Origin of the sequence: Xanthobacter sp. AM11 (assembly GCF_047444035.1) — a bacterium.
In the GTDB taxonomy this organism is placed as follows: domain Bacteria; phylum Pseudomonadota; class Alphaproteobacteria; order Rhizobiales; family Xanthobacteraceae; genus Xanthobacter.
Genome location: NZ_JBLAOA010000001.1, coordinates 1517576 through 1533963, shown reverse-complemented (window position 1 = coordinate 1533963; position 16388 = coordinate 1517576). Strand labels below are relative to the sequence as shown.

21 protein-coding genes and 1 pseudogene are annotated in these 16388 nt (G+C 67.7%); 17 read left to right on the top strand and 5 right to left on the bottom strand.

Going from position 1 to position 16388, the window contains the following annotated elements:
* Positions 1-129: 129 nt before the first annotated feature.
* The 3 genes from ACI7BZ_RS07175 (at position 130) to ACI7BZ_RS07165 (ending at position 4551) form a co-directional block, all read left to right on the top strand.
* Positions 130-2226: a ParB N-terminal domain-containing protein gene (locus tag ACI7BZ_RS07175; RefSeq protein WP_414115171.1), complete on the top strand. Its 2097-nt coding sequence runs from the start codon at positions 130-132 to the stop codon at positions 2224-2226.
* A gap of 62 nt (positions 2227-2288) precedes the next feature.
* On the top strand, positions 2289-3335 hold the full coding sequence (locus ACI7BZ_RS07170) for a DUF7146 domain-containing protein (protein WP_414115172.1): 1047 nt from the start codon (positions 2289-2291) through the stop codon (positions 3333-3335).
* A 256-nt stretch (positions 3336-3591) separates the two neighbouring features.
* Positions 3592-4551 (top strand): DUF2493 domain-containing protein, encoded by a 960-nt coding sequence (locus tag ACI7BZ_RS07165; protein ID WP_414115173.1) that lies wholly within the window; start codon positions 3592-3594, stop codon positions 4549-4551.
* A gap of 64 nt (positions 4552-4615) precedes the next feature.
* Here ACI7BZ_RS07165 and ACI7BZ_RS07160 read toward each other — a convergent pair whose 3' ends face one another.
* Positions 4616-4978 (bottom strand): MmcQ/YjbR family DNA-binding protein, encoded by a 363-nt coding sequence (locus ACI7BZ_RS07160; RefSeq protein ID WP_229644806.1) that lies wholly within the window; start codon positions 4976-4978, stop codon positions 4616-4618.
* 315 nt (positions 4979-5293) lie between these two features.
* On the opposite strand from ACI7BZ_RS07160, the gene ACI7BZ_RS07155 reads away from it, so the two are divergent.
* From ACI7BZ_RS07155 to ACI7BZ_RS07145, 3 genes are all read left to right on the top strand, one after another.
* Positions 5294-5461: a hypothetical protein gene (locus ACI7BZ_RS07155; protein WP_282642730.1), complete on the top strand. Its 168-nt coding sequence runs from the start codon at positions 5294-5296 to the stop codon at positions 5459-5461.
* Positions 5462-5600: 139 nt separating this feature from the next.
* A complete protein-coding gene (locus ACI7BZ_RS07150) occupies positions 5601-6041 on the top strand; it encodes a hypothetical protein (protein WP_414115174.1) in 441 nt (146 codons plus the stop codon).
* Between the two features lie 657 nt (positions 6042-6698).
* Positions 6699-7028 carry a DUF736 domain-containing protein gene (locus ACI7BZ_RS07145; RefSeq protein ID WP_394064993.1) on the top strand — a complete coding sequence of 110 codons (330 nt, stop codon included), beginning with the start codon at positions 6699-6701 and terminating at the stop codon, positions 7026-7028.
* A 74-nt stretch (positions 7029-7102) separates the two neighbouring features.
* Here ACI7BZ_RS07145 and ACI7BZ_RS07140 read toward each other — a convergent pair whose 3' ends face one another.
* The 3 genes from ACI7BZ_RS07140 to ACI7BZ_RS07130 all read right to left on the bottom strand — a co-directional run bounded on the left by ACI7BZ_RS07140 (position 7103) and on the right by ACI7BZ_RS07130 (position 8426).
* Entirely contained in the window at positions 7103-7477 is a 375-nt protein-coding gene (locus ACI7BZ_RS07140) for a DUF5615 family PIN-like protein (protein WP_229646707.1), read from the bottom strand.
* Complete coding sequence (locus ACI7BZ_RS07135) at positions 7474-8118, bottom strand: DUF433 domain-containing protein (RefSeq protein ID WP_414119108.1); 645 nt, start codon at positions 8116-8118, stop codon at positions 7474-7476. Before ACI7BZ_RS07135 ends, ACI7BZ_RS07140 begins: the two co-directional genes overlap by 4 nt.
* An 89-nt stretch (positions 8119-8207) precedes the next feature.
* Entirely contained in the window at positions 8208-8426 is a 219-nt protein-coding gene (locus ACI7BZ_RS07130; RefSeq protein ID WP_229646708.1) for a helix-turn-helix domain-containing protein, read from the bottom strand.
* A 287-nt stretch (positions 8427-8713) separates the two neighbouring features.
* On the opposite strand from ACI7BZ_RS07130, the pseudogene ACI7BZ_RS07125 reads away from it, so the two are divergent.
* The 5 genes and pseudogenes from ACI7BZ_RS07125 (at position 8714) to ACI7BZ_RS07105 (ending at position 11476) form a co-directional block, all read left to right on the top strand.
* Positions 8714-8990, top strand: a pseudogene (locus tag ACI7BZ_RS07125) (DNA -binding domain-containing protein).
* 106 nt (positions 8991-9096) lie between these two features.
* Positions 9097-9312 (top strand): transcriptional regulator domain-containing protein, encoded by a 216-nt coding sequence (locus ACI7BZ_RS07120; protein ID WP_414116474.1) that lies wholly within the window; start codon positions 9097-9099, stop codon positions 9310-9312.
* Entirely contained in the window at positions 9263-9871 is a 609-nt protein-coding gene (locus ACI7BZ_RS07115) for a DUF2285 domain-containing protein (protein WP_414116473.1), read from the top strand. Before ACI7BZ_RS07120 ends, ACI7BZ_RS07115 begins: the two co-directional genes overlap by 50 nt.
* A gap of 141 nt (positions 9872-10012) precedes the next feature.
* On the top strand, positions 10013-10294 hold the full coding sequence (locus ACI7BZ_RS07110; protein ID WP_138400840.1) for a helix-turn-helix transcriptional regulator: 282 nt from the start codon (positions 10013-10015) through the stop codon (positions 10292-10294).
* Positions 10295-10312: 18 nt separating this feature from the next.
* Positions 10313-11476, top strand: a complete 1164-nt coding sequence (locus ACI7BZ_RS07105) for a replication initiator protein A (RefSeq protein WP_414116472.1) — start codon at positions 10313-10315, stop codon at positions 11474-11476.
* 247 nt (positions 11477-11723) lie between these two features.
* Here ACI7BZ_RS07105 and ACI7BZ_RS07100 read toward each other — a convergent pair whose 3' ends face one another.
* Positions 11724-12770: an IS110 family RNA-guided transposase gene (locus ACI7BZ_RS07100; RefSeq protein WP_414119107.1), complete on the bottom strand. Its 1047-nt coding sequence runs from the start codon at positions 12768-12770 to the stop codon at positions 11724-11726.
* 296 nt (positions 12771-13066) lie between these two features.
* Here ACI7BZ_RS07100 and parA point away from each other — a divergent pair, with 296 nt between their 5' ends.
* Genes parA through ACI7BZ_RS07070 form a run of 6 tightly spaced genes read left to right on the top strand, consistent with a single transcriptional unit; the run spans position 13067 to position 16173 of the window.
* Positions 13067-13720 (top strand): ParA family partition ATPase, encoded by a 654-nt coding sequence (parA, locus tag ACI7BZ_RS07095; RefSeq protein WP_414119106.1) that lies wholly within the window; start codon positions 13067-13069, stop codon positions 13718-13720.
* Positions 13717-13962 (top strand): hypothetical protein, encoded by a 246-nt coding sequence (locus tag ACI7BZ_RS07090; protein WP_414116471.1) that lies wholly within the window; start codon positions 13717-13719, stop codon positions 13960-13962. Before parA ends, ACI7BZ_RS07090 begins: the two co-directional genes overlap by 4 nt.
* Positions 13959-14480 carry a DUF2840 domain-containing protein gene (locus tag ACI7BZ_RS07085; protein WP_414116470.1) on the top strand — a complete coding sequence of 174 codons (522 nt, stop codon included), beginning with the start codon at positions 13959-13961 and terminating at the stop codon, positions 14478-14480. Before ACI7BZ_RS07090 ends, ACI7BZ_RS07085 begins: the two co-directional genes overlap by 4 nt.
* A complete protein-coding gene (locus ACI7BZ_RS07080; RefSeq protein WP_414116469.1) occupies positions 14477-15022 on the top strand; it encodes a S26 family signal peptidase in 546 nt (181 codons plus the stop codon). Before ACI7BZ_RS07085 ends, ACI7BZ_RS07080 begins: the two co-directional genes overlap by 4 nt.
* Before the next feature lie 46 nt (positions 15023-15068).
* Complete coding sequence (locus tag ACI7BZ_RS07075; protein WP_229646718.1) at positions 15069-15404, top strand: DUF736 domain-containing protein; 336 nt, start codon at positions 15069-15071, stop codon at positions 15402-15404.
* A gap of 4 nt (positions 15405-15408) precedes the next feature.
* The gene (locus ACI7BZ_RS07070) at positions 15409-16173 is read left to right on the top strand and encodes a lytic transglycosylase domain-containing protein (protein ID WP_414116468.1); all 765 of its coding nucleotides are present in this window, start codon (positions 15409-15411) and stop codon (positions 16171-16173) included.
* Positions 16174-16388: the final 215 nt, after the last annotated feature.

The following is a 16388-nucleotide window of genomic DNA, read 5'->3' as shown; positions in this document are numbered from 1 at the left end:
TGTGGTCCCGGCTTTCCGGATCGCCGGTTTTGCGGCGCCGTCCTCAGAGGCAGAGGGCGGCGCTGCGCTTCGTGACGGACGCGATGCTGAGAGAGAGGCTTTCGGCCGCCCGTCGCGGAGACCATCCCGATGGCTATCGTCGCCAAGATCACCCTGTCGCCCTCGCGCGACATCCCCTTCAACAAGCTGATGCTCAGCCAGGCGAACGTCCGGCACGTGAAGGCCGGCGTCTCGATCGAGGAACTGGCCGAAGACATCGCCCGGCGCGGCCTCCTGCAGGGCCTCAGCGTCCGCGCCGTCGTCGATGCCGACGGCGTCGAGACCGGCATGTTCGAGATCCCAGCCGGCGGCCGGCGCTACCGGGCGCTGGAACTGCTGGTGAAGCGCAAGCGCCTCGCCAAGACCGCGCCGGTGCCCTGCGTCATCCGGGAGGGCGGTATCGCCGAGGAGGATTCGCTCGCCGAGAACGTCCAGCGCGCGCCGCTGCACCCCCTCGACCAGTTCCGCGCCTTTCTGGCACTCCGCGAGAAGGGCCAGTCCGAGGAGGAGATTGCCGCCGCCTTCTTCGTCTCCGTCGGCGTGGTGAAGCAGCGGCTGAAGCTCGCCTCGGTCTCACAGAGGCTGCTCGACACCTATGCCGAGGACGGCATGTCGCTGGACCAGCTCATGGCCTTCACCGTGTCGGGCGATCATGAGCGCCAGGAGCAGGTGTTCGATCGGCTGCAGCAGGCCTACGACAAGCAGCCCTATGTCATCCGGCGGATGCTTACCGAGGGCGCCGTGCGCGCCTGTGACAAGCGGGCGCGGTTCATAGGCGTCGACGCCTATGTCGAGGCCGGCGGCACGGTGCTGCGCGACCTGTTCCAGGGGGATGACGGCGGCTGGCTGCAGGATGTCACCCTCGTGGACCGGATGGTGGCCGACAAGTTGAAGGTGGAAGCTGGAGCGGTCGCCGCCGAGGGCTGGAAGTGGATCGAGGCTGCTCCCGACTTCGCCTACGGCCACACCTTCGGCCTGCGCCAGCTGCGCGGCGATCCGGTGCCCATGACCGCCGAGGAGCAGGTGGAGCGCATTGCGGTACAGGCGGAAGTCAACCGCCTGTCCGAGGCGTATCAGGACGCCGACGAGCTGCCCGACGAGGTCGACGCGCGCCTGGGCGAGCTTGAGGCGGCTCTGGAGGCGATGGACGCGCGGCCGCTGGCCTTTGATCCTGCCGGGGTCGCCCGTGCCGGCGCGTTCGTGAGCATCGGTCCTGAGGGCCGCCTGCGGATCGAGCGCGGCTACGTCCGGCCGGAGGACGAACTGCCGGTCGAGGCGGACCCCGACGCGGAGGACATCGGCGAGGTCTCCGCGGCGGCGGCGGCCCACGACATCGACGAGACGGTCTCCGCCCATGCCCTGGCGCCGGAACCCGAGGAGGATGACGGCCTGTCGTCGATCTCGGACCGGCTGCTGGCGGAGCTCACCGCCCATCACACCCTCGGCCTGCGCCAGGCGCTCGGCGAGCAGCCGGACGTGGCCTTCCTCGCGGCGCTCCACGCTTTGACCCTCAAGGCCTTCTATCCCTACGGCCTGGACAGCTGCCTGGAGCTGGATCTCAAGAGCGTCAGCTTCGGCACGCAGGCGCCGGGCCTGAACGACAGTGCGGCCGCCGAGGCGATCCGGGTGCGGCATGAAAGCTGGGCCAAGGCCTTGCCGAAGGAGTCCGCAGAGCTGTGGGACATCCTGGAAGGCTGGGACGCCGATAGTCGGTCCGCCCTCTTCGCGCATGTCGTGAGCCTTTCGGTCAATGCCGTGCAAGAGGCCTGGAACCGCCGGCCGCGCGCGCTCGCCCATGCCGACCGGCTGGCCCAGGCTGTCGGCCTCGACATGGCGGCGGCCGGCTGGCGACCGACCGTGGACACGTTTCTCGGCCGCGTCACCAAGGCCCGCATTCTTCAGGCGGTCACGGAGGCGAAGGGCCAGCACGCCGCCGAGCGGATCGCCCACCTCAAGAAGGGCGACATGGCCACCGAGGCGGAGACCCTGCTCGCGGACACCGGGTGGCTGCCCGAGCCGCTGCGCACGGCCGGCATGAAAAGCCCCGAAACCGGGGAGACGACGGCGCTGGACTCCGTCGTCGAGAAAACGGCGGAAAACGACGGCGAAACGGCCGTGGTCGAAGGCGAGGACTTCGACGACACTGACGAAGCCTCGGACGCTCCCGTCCCCTCTGCCGCGGAATAGCGCCTGCGACCTGCACGACTGGCCCACCGGCGACGGTGGGCCTTTTCTTATGGAGGGCCATCATGGCGCAATCGCCCCATGATCTGGCGCGCCGTCTCGCCGAGCGCGCGGAAGCGGTGTGCCGCCACTATCTCTCCAATGGCCGACGACATGGGAGCTATTGGCAGGTGGGCGATGTCCGCAATACGCCCGGCCGCTCCATGTTCGTGCGGTTGCGGGAAACTCCGAAAGGCCCGGCCGGCAAATGGACCGACGGCGCCACCGCTGAGCATGGCGACCTGCTCGATGTCATCCGCGAGGCGCTCGGCTTCGTCGACTTCAAGGACGTCGCCGAGGAGGCCCGGCGCTTCCTCGCCTTGCCGCATCCGGACGCAACCACACTGACACGGGGCGTCGCTCCCATACCAAGCAGATCACCCGAGGCATCGCGGCGTCTCTTCGCCATGGCGCAGCCGATTTCGGGCACGCTCGTAGAGACGTATCTACACAACCGCGGCATTACGCTTCTGCACGGAACCGGTTCCCTGCGGTTTCACCCGCGCTGCTACTACCGGCCCGACGACTCTTCGCCCACCGAGACCTGGCCAGCGATGATCGCCGCCGTCACCGACCTCGACGGCACCCTCACCGGCGTGCATCGGACCTGGCTCGATCCCCGCGGCTTCAGCGAGGCTACCCTCGGCAAGGCGCCGATCGACACCCCCCGACGTGCCATGGGCGACCTGCTCGGCAATACCGTGCGCTTCGGTGCGCCGGGCGAGGTGATGGCGGCCGGCGAAGGCATCGAGACCGTGCTCTCGCTGCGAACCGTCCTGCCCGACATGGCGATGGCGGCAGCACTCTCCGCGGCCCATCTCGTCACCATCCGGTTCCCCGACACCCTGCGACGGCTTTACATCGTGCGCGACAACGATCCGGCCGGCGACGCGGCACGGGACAGTCTCATTGAACGAGCGAATGCGGCCGGGATCGAGGCGATCGTGCTGTCACCTCGGCTCGGGGACTTCAACGAGGATCTCCGTATGCTCGGCATGGATGCGCTGCGGGCAGAAACGCGGGTCCAGCTCGCCCCACAGGATGTCGGTCGCTTCCTGGCTCTCGCGGCATAGCCGGAACAGGAACGCGGGAGGCGGCCCGCCGTCACCGGCATCGCTCGGATGCGGCCACCGCCGGAGAGGACCGCGCCTCGGCCTTCCAGAGGGCGATCGAGCCCACAAACGGGCCGGCCCGGCAATGGCGGCGGCCAACGATTTTCCGTTGGCACTGCGTGCCGTTCCATCGCGAAACAAAATCGCCGGCCTTGGCCATCAAGGCCCTCGCTTCGCTCGGACTGCCAGTCCGTCCCGCCCGTGGGCTTCCGGCGCCATGAAGGCCGCGACGGGCGCGGTCCAACCGATGGAACCTCCCATGAGCGAGCACGACGAACCGCACCACGCCTCCTGCCCGACCGACCAAGTCCTGACCGAGCTCCAGCTCTACGGCTACCGGCCCTCTATGGACGAGCCCGACCCCCGGCCCCTGCCCGAAGACAACCATCTCGCCGGCGCCGTCGCCGACATCTTCGACGCCCTGATCGCCACGTTCAGTGACACCCGCCTCGAGCCCGACCTCGACGACCTCCTCTGGTCGACGGTCAACCTCTTCCACCGCGCCACCGGCCGGATCGAACGCGCCCTCGACGACAATGAGCAGGCCCAGCGCCGCTCGCAGCAGGAACAGGACGGCAGCGAGGTCCGATCCGTCGAGCTGGAACACCTCACCGCCGAAGGGCAGACGCTGATCGAGCGCCGCGACGCCTTCGAACTGATGCGCGATCAGGCCGCCGAGCATTACGAGCAGCACAGCGGCGCACCGTGGCGTCCGCGCACCGGGTCGATGGTCAATCACAAGGCCATGACGGCGGCGATGATCGACAGCCGCGACTTCATGATGGCGAGGAAGCGCGCCGAGCAAGAGGTGCTCCTGCCGCGGGGGCCGAAGGTTGCGTTCACCGGCGGGCTGGACTTCAACGACCATCAGCTGATCTGGGACGCCCTCGACAAGGTCCACTCCAAGCACCCGGACATGGTGCTGATGCACGGCAAGTCGCCGAAGGGCGCCGAGAAGATCGCCGCTCGCTGGGCCGACCATCGCAAGGTGCCGCAGATCGGCTTCGCGCCCGATTGGACCAGGCACGGCCGCGCCGCGCCCTTCAAGCGCAATGACCAGATGCTCGCGGTGCTGCCCATCGGCGTCATGGTGTTCCCAGGCACCGGCATCCAGCAGAACCTCGCCGACAAGGCAAAGACGCTCGGCATCCCGCTCTGGCGGTTCGGTGGCGCGTGAGCGCCACCGTTCTCCAACCTTCCGCCAATGTCTGCGCACGCCGCTGCGCGCTGCGACGTCACCTCTATGCCGATGGAAGCCCCAGCTCGGCGCGCATCTTCTTCGAGAGGCCCTGCGAGACGATGGCGTGCGACTGCCGGATGTAGTCGCATAGCTCCGCATCCGTCAGGCCTGGCTTCGCGTGGTGCTGGATCCACTTCAGGCCACGTGAGGCGAGATAGGGGGCCGGGCGCAGGCCCGGCTGCGCCTTGAGCACTTCATAGGAGATGTCGCTGACCTTGAAGGTGAAGCTCGCCTCGTCGTCCTGCCATCCGCCGATGGCGAAGACCTTGCCGCCGACCTTCCAGACGTGTGATCCGCCCCACTGCACCACATGGGTCGTGGCCGGCAACCTCGCGCAGAAGGCGTTGAACTCTTCGTAGGTCATGCCTCTCGTCACCATGTGGTCGGCCGAGGGCCCCTTCGCCGCATCGGCCCCGAGCCCCCTCTTGTAGCGAGCAAAGCCCAGGCTTTGAACCGCGTCGTCCGGATACGCCTCGCTGTCCGCGCAGGTCCACCCCGCATTTCGGGCGCTGATCCTTGGTCGGACCGATCGCCTCGGGCCATCAACCCACAAGGGGTCGGCAACGCGATGCGTGCCGCCGCATCGGCTGACGCCTTCGCGGTGACTGCGGCTCTCGGCCCGACACGTCGGGCGCCTGTCAGCGGGGGATGGCCCTCCGCTCGGAACAGGAGCCGGACCATGTCCCTCAAAGACGCTCACGCCTTCGCCTTCAGCCTCGCCACCACGCTCATGGTCGCCATCGTCATCTTCGAAGCCGGCGACGGCAGCCTCTCGGTCACGCCGGCCAACGAGTTCGATGGCGATGCCACCGCGATCCTGTGCGAGATCGATCCCTTCGCCCCTTGATCGGGGCGGCCACTTCGATGAGCGGGAATCGCGACGATCTCCGCTCCCGGAACGGTGCGATTTCGGCTATCATTCTGGCTGCGAGGCGGTGGTGGTGGAAGGCGCAACCGTCAGCTTTTTTGCACGGGAGACCACCACCATGATCGTCCTCTCCATCCTCGGGTCGCTCGCGGCCATCGGCGTTCTGTGCTGGCTGCTGTTCACGCTCGCCGTCTTTGCCCTGCCGTTCTTCTTAGGGCTGACCGCCGGCACCTTGGCCTACGGCTCCGGCGCAGGCTGGCTCGGCGCCGTCATCGTCGGCCTGGTCGCCGCCGGTGCGACATTCACTACCGGTCAGTTGCTGCTCGCCCTCGTGCGACCACTCTGGCTGAAGCTCGTCGTCTTGCTGGCGTTCGTCGCCCCTGCTGTCGTCGCCGGCTACGCCGCCACCCATGGCATCGTGAAGCACACCACGCCGTCGGAGACCTGGCAGTTGGTCTTCTCAGGTGTCGGCGCGGTCGCCGTGGGCATCGTGGCATTCGTGCGGTTGACGGCATTGATCCCGTCCGAACCGCCCGGGCGGGGCATCACCGGGGCCTGACCCTCTTTCTCGGCTGGATCGGCGGGCATAAGGCAGCTTCGACTCTGCGGTCATCGCCACGGTGTCAGGCAACGACGAGGTGTTCAAGCTCAGCTCGAAGCCGGCTCCGCCCCGAAACCGGCCCGTCGATGCGTTGCCCGGAAGCCGTTCCGTCCCACCGTCCGGTGACCTCGGGAGGGGTCGAACCCCCGGGCCGGCGGGGACATCGGGGACGATGCAAGCCATGCCCGGACCTGGGTGGGCGGCCGATCCGGTGAGCTTCACGCCGATCTTGGGGCGGTACAGCGAGCCTCGCCACGTCTCCTTGATCGATTCCCGTCGGTCCGAGCGCACCGAAGCGGCCTCTGCGATGGGTGGATCTGGCCAGACGACGGCTGCGCCTCGATCGCCTGTGCCGCAATGGCGCCGATCGACTTTCTTCCCCTGGGCGACCACCCCACACGGCACGCCGTGCGGGGACCCCGGATCCCCCATTCCTCGCGCGAACCAAGAAAGTCGCCTGGCTGCCATCCTTCGCTGGCGCTGCGGCCCCAGAGCCACCCCGTTGCGCAAGCGCAGCGGGGACCCCGGCGGGGTGCGGCGTCGATCGCCTCCGGCCCTTTGATCCCCATCGAGGCCGCATGGTGCGGGCTCGGGACAGACATCAGGAGACGTAACATGGCGACCATCGGCACCTTCAAGAAGACCGGCGCGAACGAGTTCAGCGGCGAGATCGTCACCCTTTCGGTCCAGGCGCGGGGCGTGCGCATCGTCCCCGAGGTCCGGGCCACCGGCGAGAACGCCCCCAGCCACCGGGTCTTCGTCGGCCGCGCCGAGATCGGGGCGGCCTGGGCCAAGCGCTCCAACGAGGGCCGTGACTATCTGGGCCTCAAGCTAGACGACCCGAGCTTCAACGCCCCCATCTACGCCAACCTCTTCGAGGACGAGGATGCCGAGGGCTACAGCCTCATCTGGTCCCGCCCCAACGGCCGGCGCAGCACGGACTGAGGCCCCCGCGACATGCCCCGCCCGGACGGTCCGGGCGGGGCTTCCAACACCCCGCGCCGTGGCACCTGGGGATGTCAGCCCGGAAGCGCATATCGTCTGAGGATCACCGCGCCGGCCTCCTCCAGGATCTCCAGGACCTCGTTGACGAGCTCCTCCTCGGCCGCGAGCGCCTCCAGCAGCGCGTCGAACAGCTCGCGCTGGCGGGCCGGCACCACCTGGGGGACGATGATGACGAGACCCGCATGCAGCTCCTGCTTCGCATAGAGCTTGCGGAAGTCGCGGGCATTGTTGGTCACGAAGGTAAAGTCCTCGGCGACGATCCGAGGCATAAGGTTCCAGTCGGTCTCGCCGCCAAGGGCCAGCCAGGTCACATGGGTGGCGTCATGTCCTCGCGCCTGCGCCACGGCCACGAGGGACGTGTGTAGGCACTCGTCGATCAGAAACTTCATGCAGCCGTGCCGGACCGGCGCGACCTGGGATCGCCCTTGAGCGTCAAACGCTGCGAGGACTTCAGCCGCACTCCCTGCTCGTCCAGCGTCTTCGGCCGTCCGCGCGCCGGGTGGGCAGCAACCCAGATCGCCGCCAGCTCCAGCATGCGCGGCGCCAGTGCCGGATAGCCTTCGAGGATCTCCTCGGCACTCGCCCCCTGCTCCAGCATGGCGGCGACCATGCGCACGGGAATACGCGTGCCCTTGAACACCGGCTCGCCACCCAACGTATCCTTCCTACGATGAACCGCGGCTTCCGCCTCATCGAGCGTCCGGATCTGCGCGTCGAGCTGCTTGCGCGCGGCTCCCACATCGACAATCAGCAATTCGTCGGCCCTCACCGTCTTGGCGTTCGGCATGGCCGCGATCGCCTCGAACAGCTTCTCGCGCCGCTCCGCGCTCAAGGCCGATCCGACGCCATGCCAGAGCTTGAGGCGCAGCAGTCCCTCCTGGGTCAGCGCGCGTCGGGCCGCGCCGCTCGGCCGAAGATCTGGCTTCGTCTCGACGATCTTCTTGTCGATGGCATTGTGGACCGCCTTCACCGCCATGCCGCTCACGGCAGCGGCTTCAGTCGGGGTGTAGATGCGGTCGGTAGCCATAATCATTCTCCTCGTAGAGAATAATATAGGAGTGTTCGCCTGGACGGTAGAGGCCGCCGCCTCAATCCACCCTCGCCGACGGGAGTCGCCTGTCAGGTCTCGTCGTCCGGCTTGACCAGCTCGACGTGACTGACATTGAGCGCCTGCGCCAGTTCGTAGAGCGTGATGACGGTCGGATTCCGCCTGCCACGCTCGAGACCGCTGAGATATTGCTGACTGAAGCCGGAACGCGCCTCGACCTCCTCCTGAGTCAGGCCTTTCTCCCGACGCAGGCGGGCGAAGTTCCGTCCGACCAGTTTGCGCATGTCCATGCGCAGACGGATGGCAATTTACATACTTTGGGTTTATCAACTTTAATATGTAATCTCGCCATTGAAAGAGGATCAGCGTATGGTCCATGGGCGATGATCGGCGGGAATAAGCCAAGCGTGTCCCGCCATCAATCAGGGAATGGGGACCCTGGTTACATGACAAAACGAACGACCGCGGTTTCATGCCAGGGGCACCGCATTGGCCGGTCCCTCAACGACCAGATCGAGACGGTGGGTGTTGGGTCCCAACCTGCACCGGAGCTCAATGAAGCCTTGGGACAAAAGGGATGAGCGACCCAACCTTCCTCGACGAGCCACCGGAGAAGCTCGACGCTCACCGACTACGACCGCACGCACATGAAGCTCTATCTGCGCCTCCTGGACGCCGCGACAGACGGGGCGGACTGGCGCGAGGTGGTCTCGGTGTTGTTCGGGCTCGACCCGGATCGTGAGCCCGAGCGGGCCCGCCGCGTCCATGACAGCCATCTCGCCCGCGCCCGTTGGATGACCACGGACGGCTACCGCCTGCTCGTTCACGAAGGCCATCGCGACCCGCCCTCGTGATGCGCCGACGGCAACACCTGTTGCACAATCCGGGGCTTCCGCATCGTCGCACACGCGAGAATTGTAGTCGGCTGAGTCTGCCCCAGACTGACGGTCGGAGAATGCAATGTCCCTGGACACGTCCCGCTGGCGATCACAATCCACCTACGACTATGTCGACACGCTGACCGCCCCCGACATCGGATGGGAATGGCTGAGGCGCAACGAAGACTACCAGAGCAGCTATGCCGCGTTCAGCCAGGCCGAACATCCTGCTCCAGCGCTGACGGAAGGTGCAGCGCGAAAGTGGGGACTGCGATTTCCCCGTCGATCCGGCGCATAGGGCAACCGACGCGGACATCTTCTGGCTGCCAGAGGAAGATACCAGCAGCGTCATCCTCACCTTCGCGCCGCCGGCCTTCCGTTCCTCCAGCGACGTGCTCTCGCTGCTGAAGGGCTCGGATCTTGTCCGTGCCGATGACGGGCTTCACCATCTGCGCGACCTGGCCAACGGCCAGCGCCTCCACCTCGCCCTTCCACCCGACGCCGCGCCGGGTCGGCCGCTTGCGGCCGTCGTGCCGCTCAGCCTCGACGGCTTCGATCGCCTCGAAGCCGTCGCCCGGCTCCTCGCCTCGTTGCACGGTCGCGAGGTTCCGCGCGATACGCGTCTGACGCCGCAGCAATTGGCACGGGCTCGCCGCATGCTGCAGGCCGCCGATGGCCACCGCACTGGCGCGACCCAGAAGGAGATCGCCGAGGTCGTCCTCGACAGCGGCAGTCTCAGCCGCGACGAATGGCAGGCCTCTTCGGCCCGCCACGCCGTCATGGGCTTGCTGCGCGGTGCCCGCGCCATGATCGCCGGCGGCTATCGCAAGCTGCTTCGTCATCGTCGGCGATCCTAGACCAGCTGGGCGCCGTCCCCGGTGTGGGAATTCAGGTCCCCCCAAAATCCCACTGCAACTCGCCAGTCGCGCTTCGCCATCGTGACCGTCACCGACCGCCCTCCCCCAGCGGTCTGAGCGACCCTCACGGAGACCCGATCCATGCGACCCGATCTCGCCATTCTTCCTCCGCGCTACCTGCGTACCAAGGAAGCCGCGGAATTCCTCTCCCTGTCCGCCCGCACCCTGGAGAAGCACCGGACCTATGGAACCGGCCCCGCCTACCGCAAGCTGGGCGGGCGCGTCGTATATGCGGTGGACGATCTGAAGGCCTGGGCCGAGCGCGGCGCCGTCACCTCCACCTCCGATCCCCGCGGCACCGTCCTGCCTGCCAAGCGCCACGCCCCTGCCCCGCCGGCTTCTGCCGGCCGCTACGCCCGCTGATCCAGAGGCGGCTTCCCGATGCCGGCGCACCACCGTCCCTCCCCGGAGCGTGAGCAGCTCGACCTGTTCCACGCCCGTCCCGGCGACTTCGCGCCCCGCGATGCGCAGGATCTCATGGCCTATCCCTTCTTCTCCCTCGCCAAGTCGCACCGCATCGCGCCCATCGACTTCTCGGCCGGTGACGTCGCCATCCGGGTCGAGGCCGTGCCCGACCATGGCATGGCCACCATCTGGGATGCCGACATCCTGATCTGGGCGGCGAGCCAGATCGTCGAGGCGCGCGACGCCGGCCTGCGCACCTCGCGCCTGATGGCAGCGACCCCCTACGAGATCCTGACGTTCGTCCGCCGTGGAGTGTCTTTGCGGGACTACCAGCGCCTCAAGGCAGCCCTCGACCGCCTGCAGTCCACCACCGTCTCGACCTCGATCCGCCAGACCGCGGAAGGGCGCCGCCACCGCTTCTCCTGGATCAACGAATGGCAGGAGCGCACGGACGGCGCCGGCCGGCCCATGGGCATCGAGCTGATCGTTCCCGACTGGTTCTATCGCGCCGTGCTCGACGATGCCCTCGTGCTCACCATCGACCGGGCCTATTTCGATCTCACTGGCGGCCTCGACCGCTGGCTCTACCGCCTGGTGCGCAAGCATGGCGGGCGGCAGCGCGACGGCTGGCGCTTTGAACTCCGCCACCTTCACCAGAAATCCGGGAGCCTCTCCCCCTTCAAGCGCTTCGCCTTCGAGCTTCGGGACGTCATCCGCCGCCAGCCGCTGCCGGGCTACCTGCTGTTCCTCGAAGTGGAGATCGGCGGGCGCCTGCTGCTCGCCTTCGAGCCGTCAGCGCCCTGTGGACAAGCTGTGGATCCCCTCGTGCTATCGGGAACCCCCGATATCGTGCCATCGGGAACCGCACGATCGTGCTATCGGGAACCAGAATCGGGGTTAAATCGCGGGGAGAAAAAGCGAAATCGCACCCTTAACTTAGAGTCTAACGTACTGACTCTAACTTGTTGTTGTTCAGCAACAAGCTGTGGAGACGATGCCTCTCCATTTCAGTCTGCCACTGACAGACTGATCCGTAAAGCCGCTTTTACTTGCGATGACGCACGCAGCCGCGCGCCGGAGCGCGCGGGCGCCGCCGTCTGCCCGCGCTGCGGCCGGTCCCGTCCAACTTCGTCACGCTGAGGTGCGGCGCATGTCTCTCCGAGGAGCACTCGCTAACGTCCGTGGTCGGCATGGTGTCCGCCACATTCCGGGATCTGGAGACCAGGCGGTCAGGCTAACAAGCGCCGTACGGTTTCGCCCGAAGGCGGACGCCGGCACGTCAAGTTTCGATCTCGCCCAAATCCCCGTCTCCCCGGGAGACGCCGCTCCGCCGTGGCGGAACCTGGTGACGCCGCTGGTGGGGGCGGCCGGATCGCTCAGCCTCTCATCATGCGCGAGCGAGCCGGCCGCCCTTCAGGCCGGCGCCGTATCGGAAGGTCGAGCCGTCGACCCAGATCTTGTGCAGGAGAACGCTGAGCGCCCGCGCCACCGCGGTCGCCGCCTTCTTCAGCCCCTTCTTCTTCATCAGCCGGAGCCCCCAGAGCCGCAGCTTGAAGCTCTTGGGGATGCGCGTGAGGATGGCGATCGCCGCCTCGTAAAGCATCGCCCGCGTCGCCTCGTCGCCGCATTTGGAGATGCGGCCCGACCAATCGGTCTCGCCCGACTGGTAGCGGCGTGGCGTCAGCCCGAAGTGGGCGCCGACGGTCGTGGATTTCTTGAACCGCGTGGGATCATCGACGGTGGCGCGGAAGGTCAGCGCCACGATGGCGCCGACGCCGGGCACCGTCATCATCCGCCGCACCGCCTTGTCGTTGCGGGCCGCCGCCAGCGCCATGCGATGCATGCGGGCGAACTCGAACCGCATCGCCGAACGGGCCGCGAGCAGCGGCGCGATGATCTGTTCGAGCTCGCCGAGGCCGGCGACCAGTTCGCGCACCCGCGCCTCGAACTTGCCCGTCGACACTTCGCCGACCTTCAGTCCGAACGGGCGGATCACGCCGCGGATCATGTTCTCCATGTCGATCACCTTGCCGAGCAGCGCCTTGCGGCCGGCAAGCAGGACGCGCAACGCCTGCGCCTCGCGCGACTTGACGTGGACCGCCCGGAACCAGCCGGTGCGCATCAGTTGGGCGATGCCGCGCGCATCGTTCTTGTCGGTCTTGTTGAGCATGGCGTTCAGCGCCGCCTTGGTGTGGCGGGTCTCGATGCAGAACACCGGCAGACCCTTGTCGTCGAGGGCGGAGAACAGCCAGGCGCTGAACGAGAAGGCTTCCAGCCCGACGCGTTTCAGGTGGACACCCCATTCGGCCAGGAACAGCTCGATGGCATCCGGATCGGAGGGCAATTTCCCCTCCCGGATGACCTTGCCCTCGGCATTCACCACGCACACGCTGGTCGATTCCAGCGACACATCCAGTCCCGCATAGACGTCCATGGTTCGCCTCCGTCGCCAATCCGGACGGAGCACCACGCCCCGCAGTCCTGGATCGCAGGAGGGCATCATCGCCACCGCCAGATCGCCGGCGAAGGGGCACTGGTCAGTACCCCGGCTAACGTAGACTCTAACTTTAAGACGCGTGTGCGCGATGTGGACAGCGATCCTCAAGACGCCTCTATACCGACTGTTTCAAAGTATAGTTCCGATACGTCTTTCCGTAAAGACGATTCTACGGCACAAGATGCTTACGTCCTTGGGAGGTCTCCTTCCGGACGCACGCCGGGAGGCCAGCGATAATCGTCATGCTGGCCAACCAGAAAGGCGGCGTCGGCAAGACGACGCTCGCTTTGCATCTCGCCGGGGCGTGGGCGCGCCAAGGCCAGCGCGTCACCCTGATCGATGCCGATCCCCAGGGCTCGGCGCTCGACTGGTCGCAGCAGCGCGCCCGTGAGGGGGTGCCGCGTCTGTTCGGCGTCGTGGGCCTTGCGCGCGACACGCTGCACCGCGAGGCCCCGGAAATCGCCCGCGATGCCGACCATGTCGTCATCGACGGACCACCTCGCATCGCCAGCCTCATGCGCTCCGCCTTGCTGGCGGCCGACCTGGTGCTGCTGCCGGTCCAGCCGTCTCCCCTCGACGGCTGGGCCTCGGCCGAGATGCTCGCCCTGCTGCGGGAAGCGCGCATCTACCGGCCGCAGCTCGCCGCACGGTTCATCCTGAACCGGTGCGCCACCCGCACCGTCATCGCCCGCGAGACCGCCGAGACGCTGGCCGATCACGACCCGCCGGTGCTCACCACCACCGTCGGCCAGCGTGTCGTCTTCGCCGACGCCGCGCAAACCGGCCGACTTGCCTTCGAGATCGACGAGACGAGCCCGGCCGCGCGGGAGATCGCAGCGCTGGCCGCCGAGATCGACCGCCTGCGCATCGGGAGGATCGCGGCATGAGCCGGCGCGGCTTCGTCGCCCGACCGAACGACCCGGAGCGCTGGATCAAGGCCGCCGACACGCCGCCGGCGCGCGGTGATGTCGCCAATGCCTATAGCGCCAGGCTCACCATCGACGTCACGCCCGAGCTGCGCGGGCGCATCAAGGTCGCCGCCTTCCGGCGTGGCGTCACCGTCGCCGACATGCTGCGCGATCTCCTCGCACGCGAATTCCCCTCCGCCACTGAAGGAGACGCTCCATGACCGACACTGGGGCTTCCACCGCGCGCAGGGACCGCTTGTCCAATGACGTCCCTGCGCCAGCAAGCACGTTCGTCGAGCTGACCTGGCTCGAGCGACGGATCGAGACCTGGATCCGCTTCGGCCACCACACCTCGGAAAAGATCATCGACCGTCACCGGCGTATCCTCGGCTTCCCGGCCGGTGCTGCCTTCGCGTTCGTGCGCTGGGCGTCCAACGACTTCGGCACCATCGTCTCGCGGCTCGACATCGTCCGCGCGGTCGGCGCCGGCGAACCCTGCCAGACCGTGCCCTTCGTCCGGCCGGGCGGCGACATCCTGCTGAAGATCGCCGGCTGGCCGAAGGTCGAGCGGATGCTGCAGATGATCGACGCCGTCGATGCACGCGGCATCGATCCCGCTGATGTCTCGCCGGATCACTGGCGCCATGTCCACAACCGGCTTGCCGCCGGCCAGGAGCCCCGCGCCTACACCATCGAGCAGCACCGTGCCTTCCTGCTGCGCCGGAGGGCGCAGCCATGACGCGCTTCGGCTATGTGATGGCGACGTACTTTGTGACCATGGGCGTCGCCGGCGCGGCGTTCGTCCCGACCTCGCTGAAGCTGGTGTGGAATGCCTCGCCGAGCGTCCCGATCGGTCTCTACACCATCGGGCCTGCGGAACGCCTGGAGGTCACCGACCTCGTCGCCGTCGCAGCGCCCGACTGGCTCGGCCGCTTCCTCGTCGCCCGCGGCTATCTGGCCGAGGGCGTGCCGCTGATGAAGCGGATCGCCGCGCTGCCTGGACAGCGCGTCTGCCGGCTGCGCGGCGAGATCACCGTCGACGGCATCGCCGTGGGACGGGCCCTGGGCCGCGATCGCCAAGGCCGGGACCTCCCCACCTGGAGCGGCTGCCACGTCGTCGCTGACGGCGAGCTCTTCCTCATGAACTGGCAGTCCGCCGACAGCCTCGACGGCCGTTACTTCGGCCCACTTCCGGCGCGCGCCGTCATCGGCAAGGCCATGCCGCTCTACACCGACGAAGCCGGCGACGGCCATTTCGTCTGGCGCGCGCCGACACGGTGACGCCGCACCCGCAACCCGCTTCGCCTCCAACCGCAAGGAGCCCCCCATGTCCCTCATCGGTCAGTTCAGCCGCACCCGCAACGGCTATGCCGGGCGTATCCGCACCCTCTCCATCGACGCGGAGATCGTCCTGGTGCCGGCCGAGCAGTCCGACGCCGAGCATGCGCCGGACTATCGCATTCATCTCCTGGACGACGATGGGCCGGAGATCGGCGCGGGCTGGAAGCGCATCGGGGAAAAGGCCGGGGACTACGTCTCCCTGGTGATCGACGATCCCGTTTTTCTCCAGCCCATCCGTGCCCATCTTTTCCAGTCCCTCATCGACCGAACCGCATGGGGCCTGCACTGGACCCGGCCTTCCAAGCGCGGCGAGCGGGACTGAACCCATGACTGTCCCGCACCGGCGGCCCCTCGCCGAGCGGTCCTCCGCCGCCCGCAGCCTGAGCCTCCTTTTCCTTTCCGGCCTGCTCGCCACCACGACCGCACCGGTCGGCTTGCGCGCGCAGAACGCGCCGGTCGGTCGGCTTGAGGTGAGCGATTCCTTTGACGCTCCGATTGCCGAGGCCGCACAACGCTTCGGCATTCCGGCGGCCTGGGTCCGGGCCGTCATGCGGGCCGAAAGCGCCGTGGATGCGACCGCCGTCTCCCCGAAGGGTGCGATGGGCCTGATGCAGATCATGCCCGAGACCTGGGCGGAGCTGCGTCGGCGCCACCGACTTGGCGATGATCCTTTTGATCCGCGCGACAACATCCTCGCCGGCGCCGCCAATCTGCGCGAACTCAACGACCGCTACGGCGCTCCGGGCCTGCTCGCGGCCTACCATGCGGGGCCGGCGCGCTACGAGGCGTATCTCGCCGGCCGCCAGTTGCCGGCCGAGACCCGCGCCTATGTCGCCATGCTCGCGCCGGCCTTCGGCGGCGGTGAGCTACAGGCCCCAACGGCCGCCACACCTGGCGCCGACCCGCAATCCTGGCGTGGCGCACCGCTGTTCGTCTCTCGGCCGGAGCACGCTCTTTCAGCTGATGCGGCGGCGACCACCAGACCAATCGGCAGCGCGCCGAACGCTCCGGCACCGGCCGCGGCACCCAGGCTCGGACCGCAGCCCATGGATCTCTTCGTTGCGCTTCCGGGTGCGGGAGGACGGCCGTGATCGTGCACGCTCATGTCGTTGCCAACCGTCGCCCCCGCACGCTTCTTCCTACAGAAGTTCCTCCTGTAGGAAGGCGCCACGGATGCTACCCGGCGCAATCCGACTCGCCGAACGGCGGCAGGAGAGCCCCTATGGTTGCGCTCGTACCCTTGCGGCCTGATGCGCTCCCCTGGATAGGAAGGGCGGGATGGCAAGAGCAATGGAAACTCGACCGA

Excerpts from the sequence above, each read along its gene's own strand:
- ACI7BZ_RS07140 (WP_229646707.1), bottom strand. The coding sequence starts at position 7,477 with ATGAAGTTTCTGATCGACGAGTGCCTACACACGTCCCTCGTGGCCGTG.
- ACI7BZ_RS07150 (WP_414115174.1), top strand. The coding sequence starts at position 5,601 with ATGATCGTCCTCTCCATCCTCGGGTCGCTCGCGGCCATCGGCGTTCTG.
- ACI7BZ_RS07090 (WP_414116471.1), top strand. The coding sequence starts at position 13,717 with ATGAGCCGGCGCGGCTTCGTCGCCCGACCGAACGACCCGGAGCGCTGG.
- ACI7BZ_RS07165 (WP_414115173.1), top strand. The coding sequence starts at position 3,592 with ATGAAGGCCGCGACGGGCGCGGTCCAACCGATGGAACCTCCCATGAGC.
- ACI7BZ_RS07160 (WP_229644806.1), bottom strand. The coding sequence starts at position 4,978 with ATGACCTACGAAGAGTTCAACGCCTTCTGCGCGAGGTTGCCGGCCACG.
- ACI7BZ_RS07075 (WP_229646718.1), top strand. The coding sequence starts at position 15,069 with ATGTCCCTCATCGGTCAGTTCAGCCGCACCCGCAACGGCTATGCCGGG.
- ACI7BZ_RS07175 (WP_414115171.1), top strand. The coding sequence starts at position 130 with ATGGCTATCGTCGCCAAGATCACCCTGTCGCCCTCGCGCGACATCCCC.
- ACI7BZ_RS07130 (WP_229646708.1), bottom strand. The coding sequence starts at position 8,426 with ATGGACATGCGCAAACTGGTCGGACGGAACTTCGCCCGCCTGCGTCGG.
- ACI7BZ_RS07145 (WP_394064993.1), top strand. The coding sequence starts at position 6,699 with ATGGCGACCATCGGCACCTTCAAGAAGACCGGCGCGAACGAGTTCAGC.
- ACI7BZ_RS07170 (WP_414115172.1), top strand. The coding sequence starts at position 2,289 with ATGGCGCAATCGCCCCATGATCTGGCGCGCCGTCTCGCCGAGCGCGCG.
- ACI7BZ_RS07085 (WP_414116470.1), top strand. The coding sequence starts at position 13,959 with ATGACCGACACTGGGGCTTCCACCGCGCGCAGGGACCGCTTGTCCAAT.
- ACI7BZ_RS07110 (WP_138400840.1), top strand. The coding sequence starts at position 10,013 with ATGCGACCCGATCTCGCCATTCTTCCTCCGCGCTACCTGCGTACCAAG.
- ACI7BZ_RS07120 (WP_414116474.1), top strand. The coding sequence starts at position 9,097 with ATGTCCCTGGACACGTCCCGCTGGCGATCACAATCCACCTACGACTAT.
- ACI7BZ_RS07105 (WP_414116472.1), top strand. The coding sequence starts at position 10,313 with ATGCCGGCGCACCACCGTCCCTCCCCGGAGCGTGAGCAGCTCGACCTG.
- ACI7BZ_RS07155 (WP_282642730.1), top strand. The coding sequence starts at position 5,294 with ATGTCCCTCAAAGACGCTCACGCCTTCGCCTTCAGCCTCGCCACCACG.
- ACI7BZ_RS07100 (WP_414119107.1), bottom strand. The coding sequence starts at position 12,770 with ATGGACGTCTATGCGGGACTGGATGTGTCGCTGGAATCGACCAGCGTG.
- ACI7BZ_RS07070 (WP_414116468.1), top strand. The coding sequence starts at position 15,409 with ATGACTGTCCCGCACCGGCGGCCCCTCGCCGAGCGGTCCTCCGCCGCC.
- ACI7BZ_RS07080 (WP_414116469.1), top strand. The coding sequence starts at position 14,477 with ATGACGCGCTTCGGCTATGTGATGGCGACGTACTTTGTGACCATGGGC.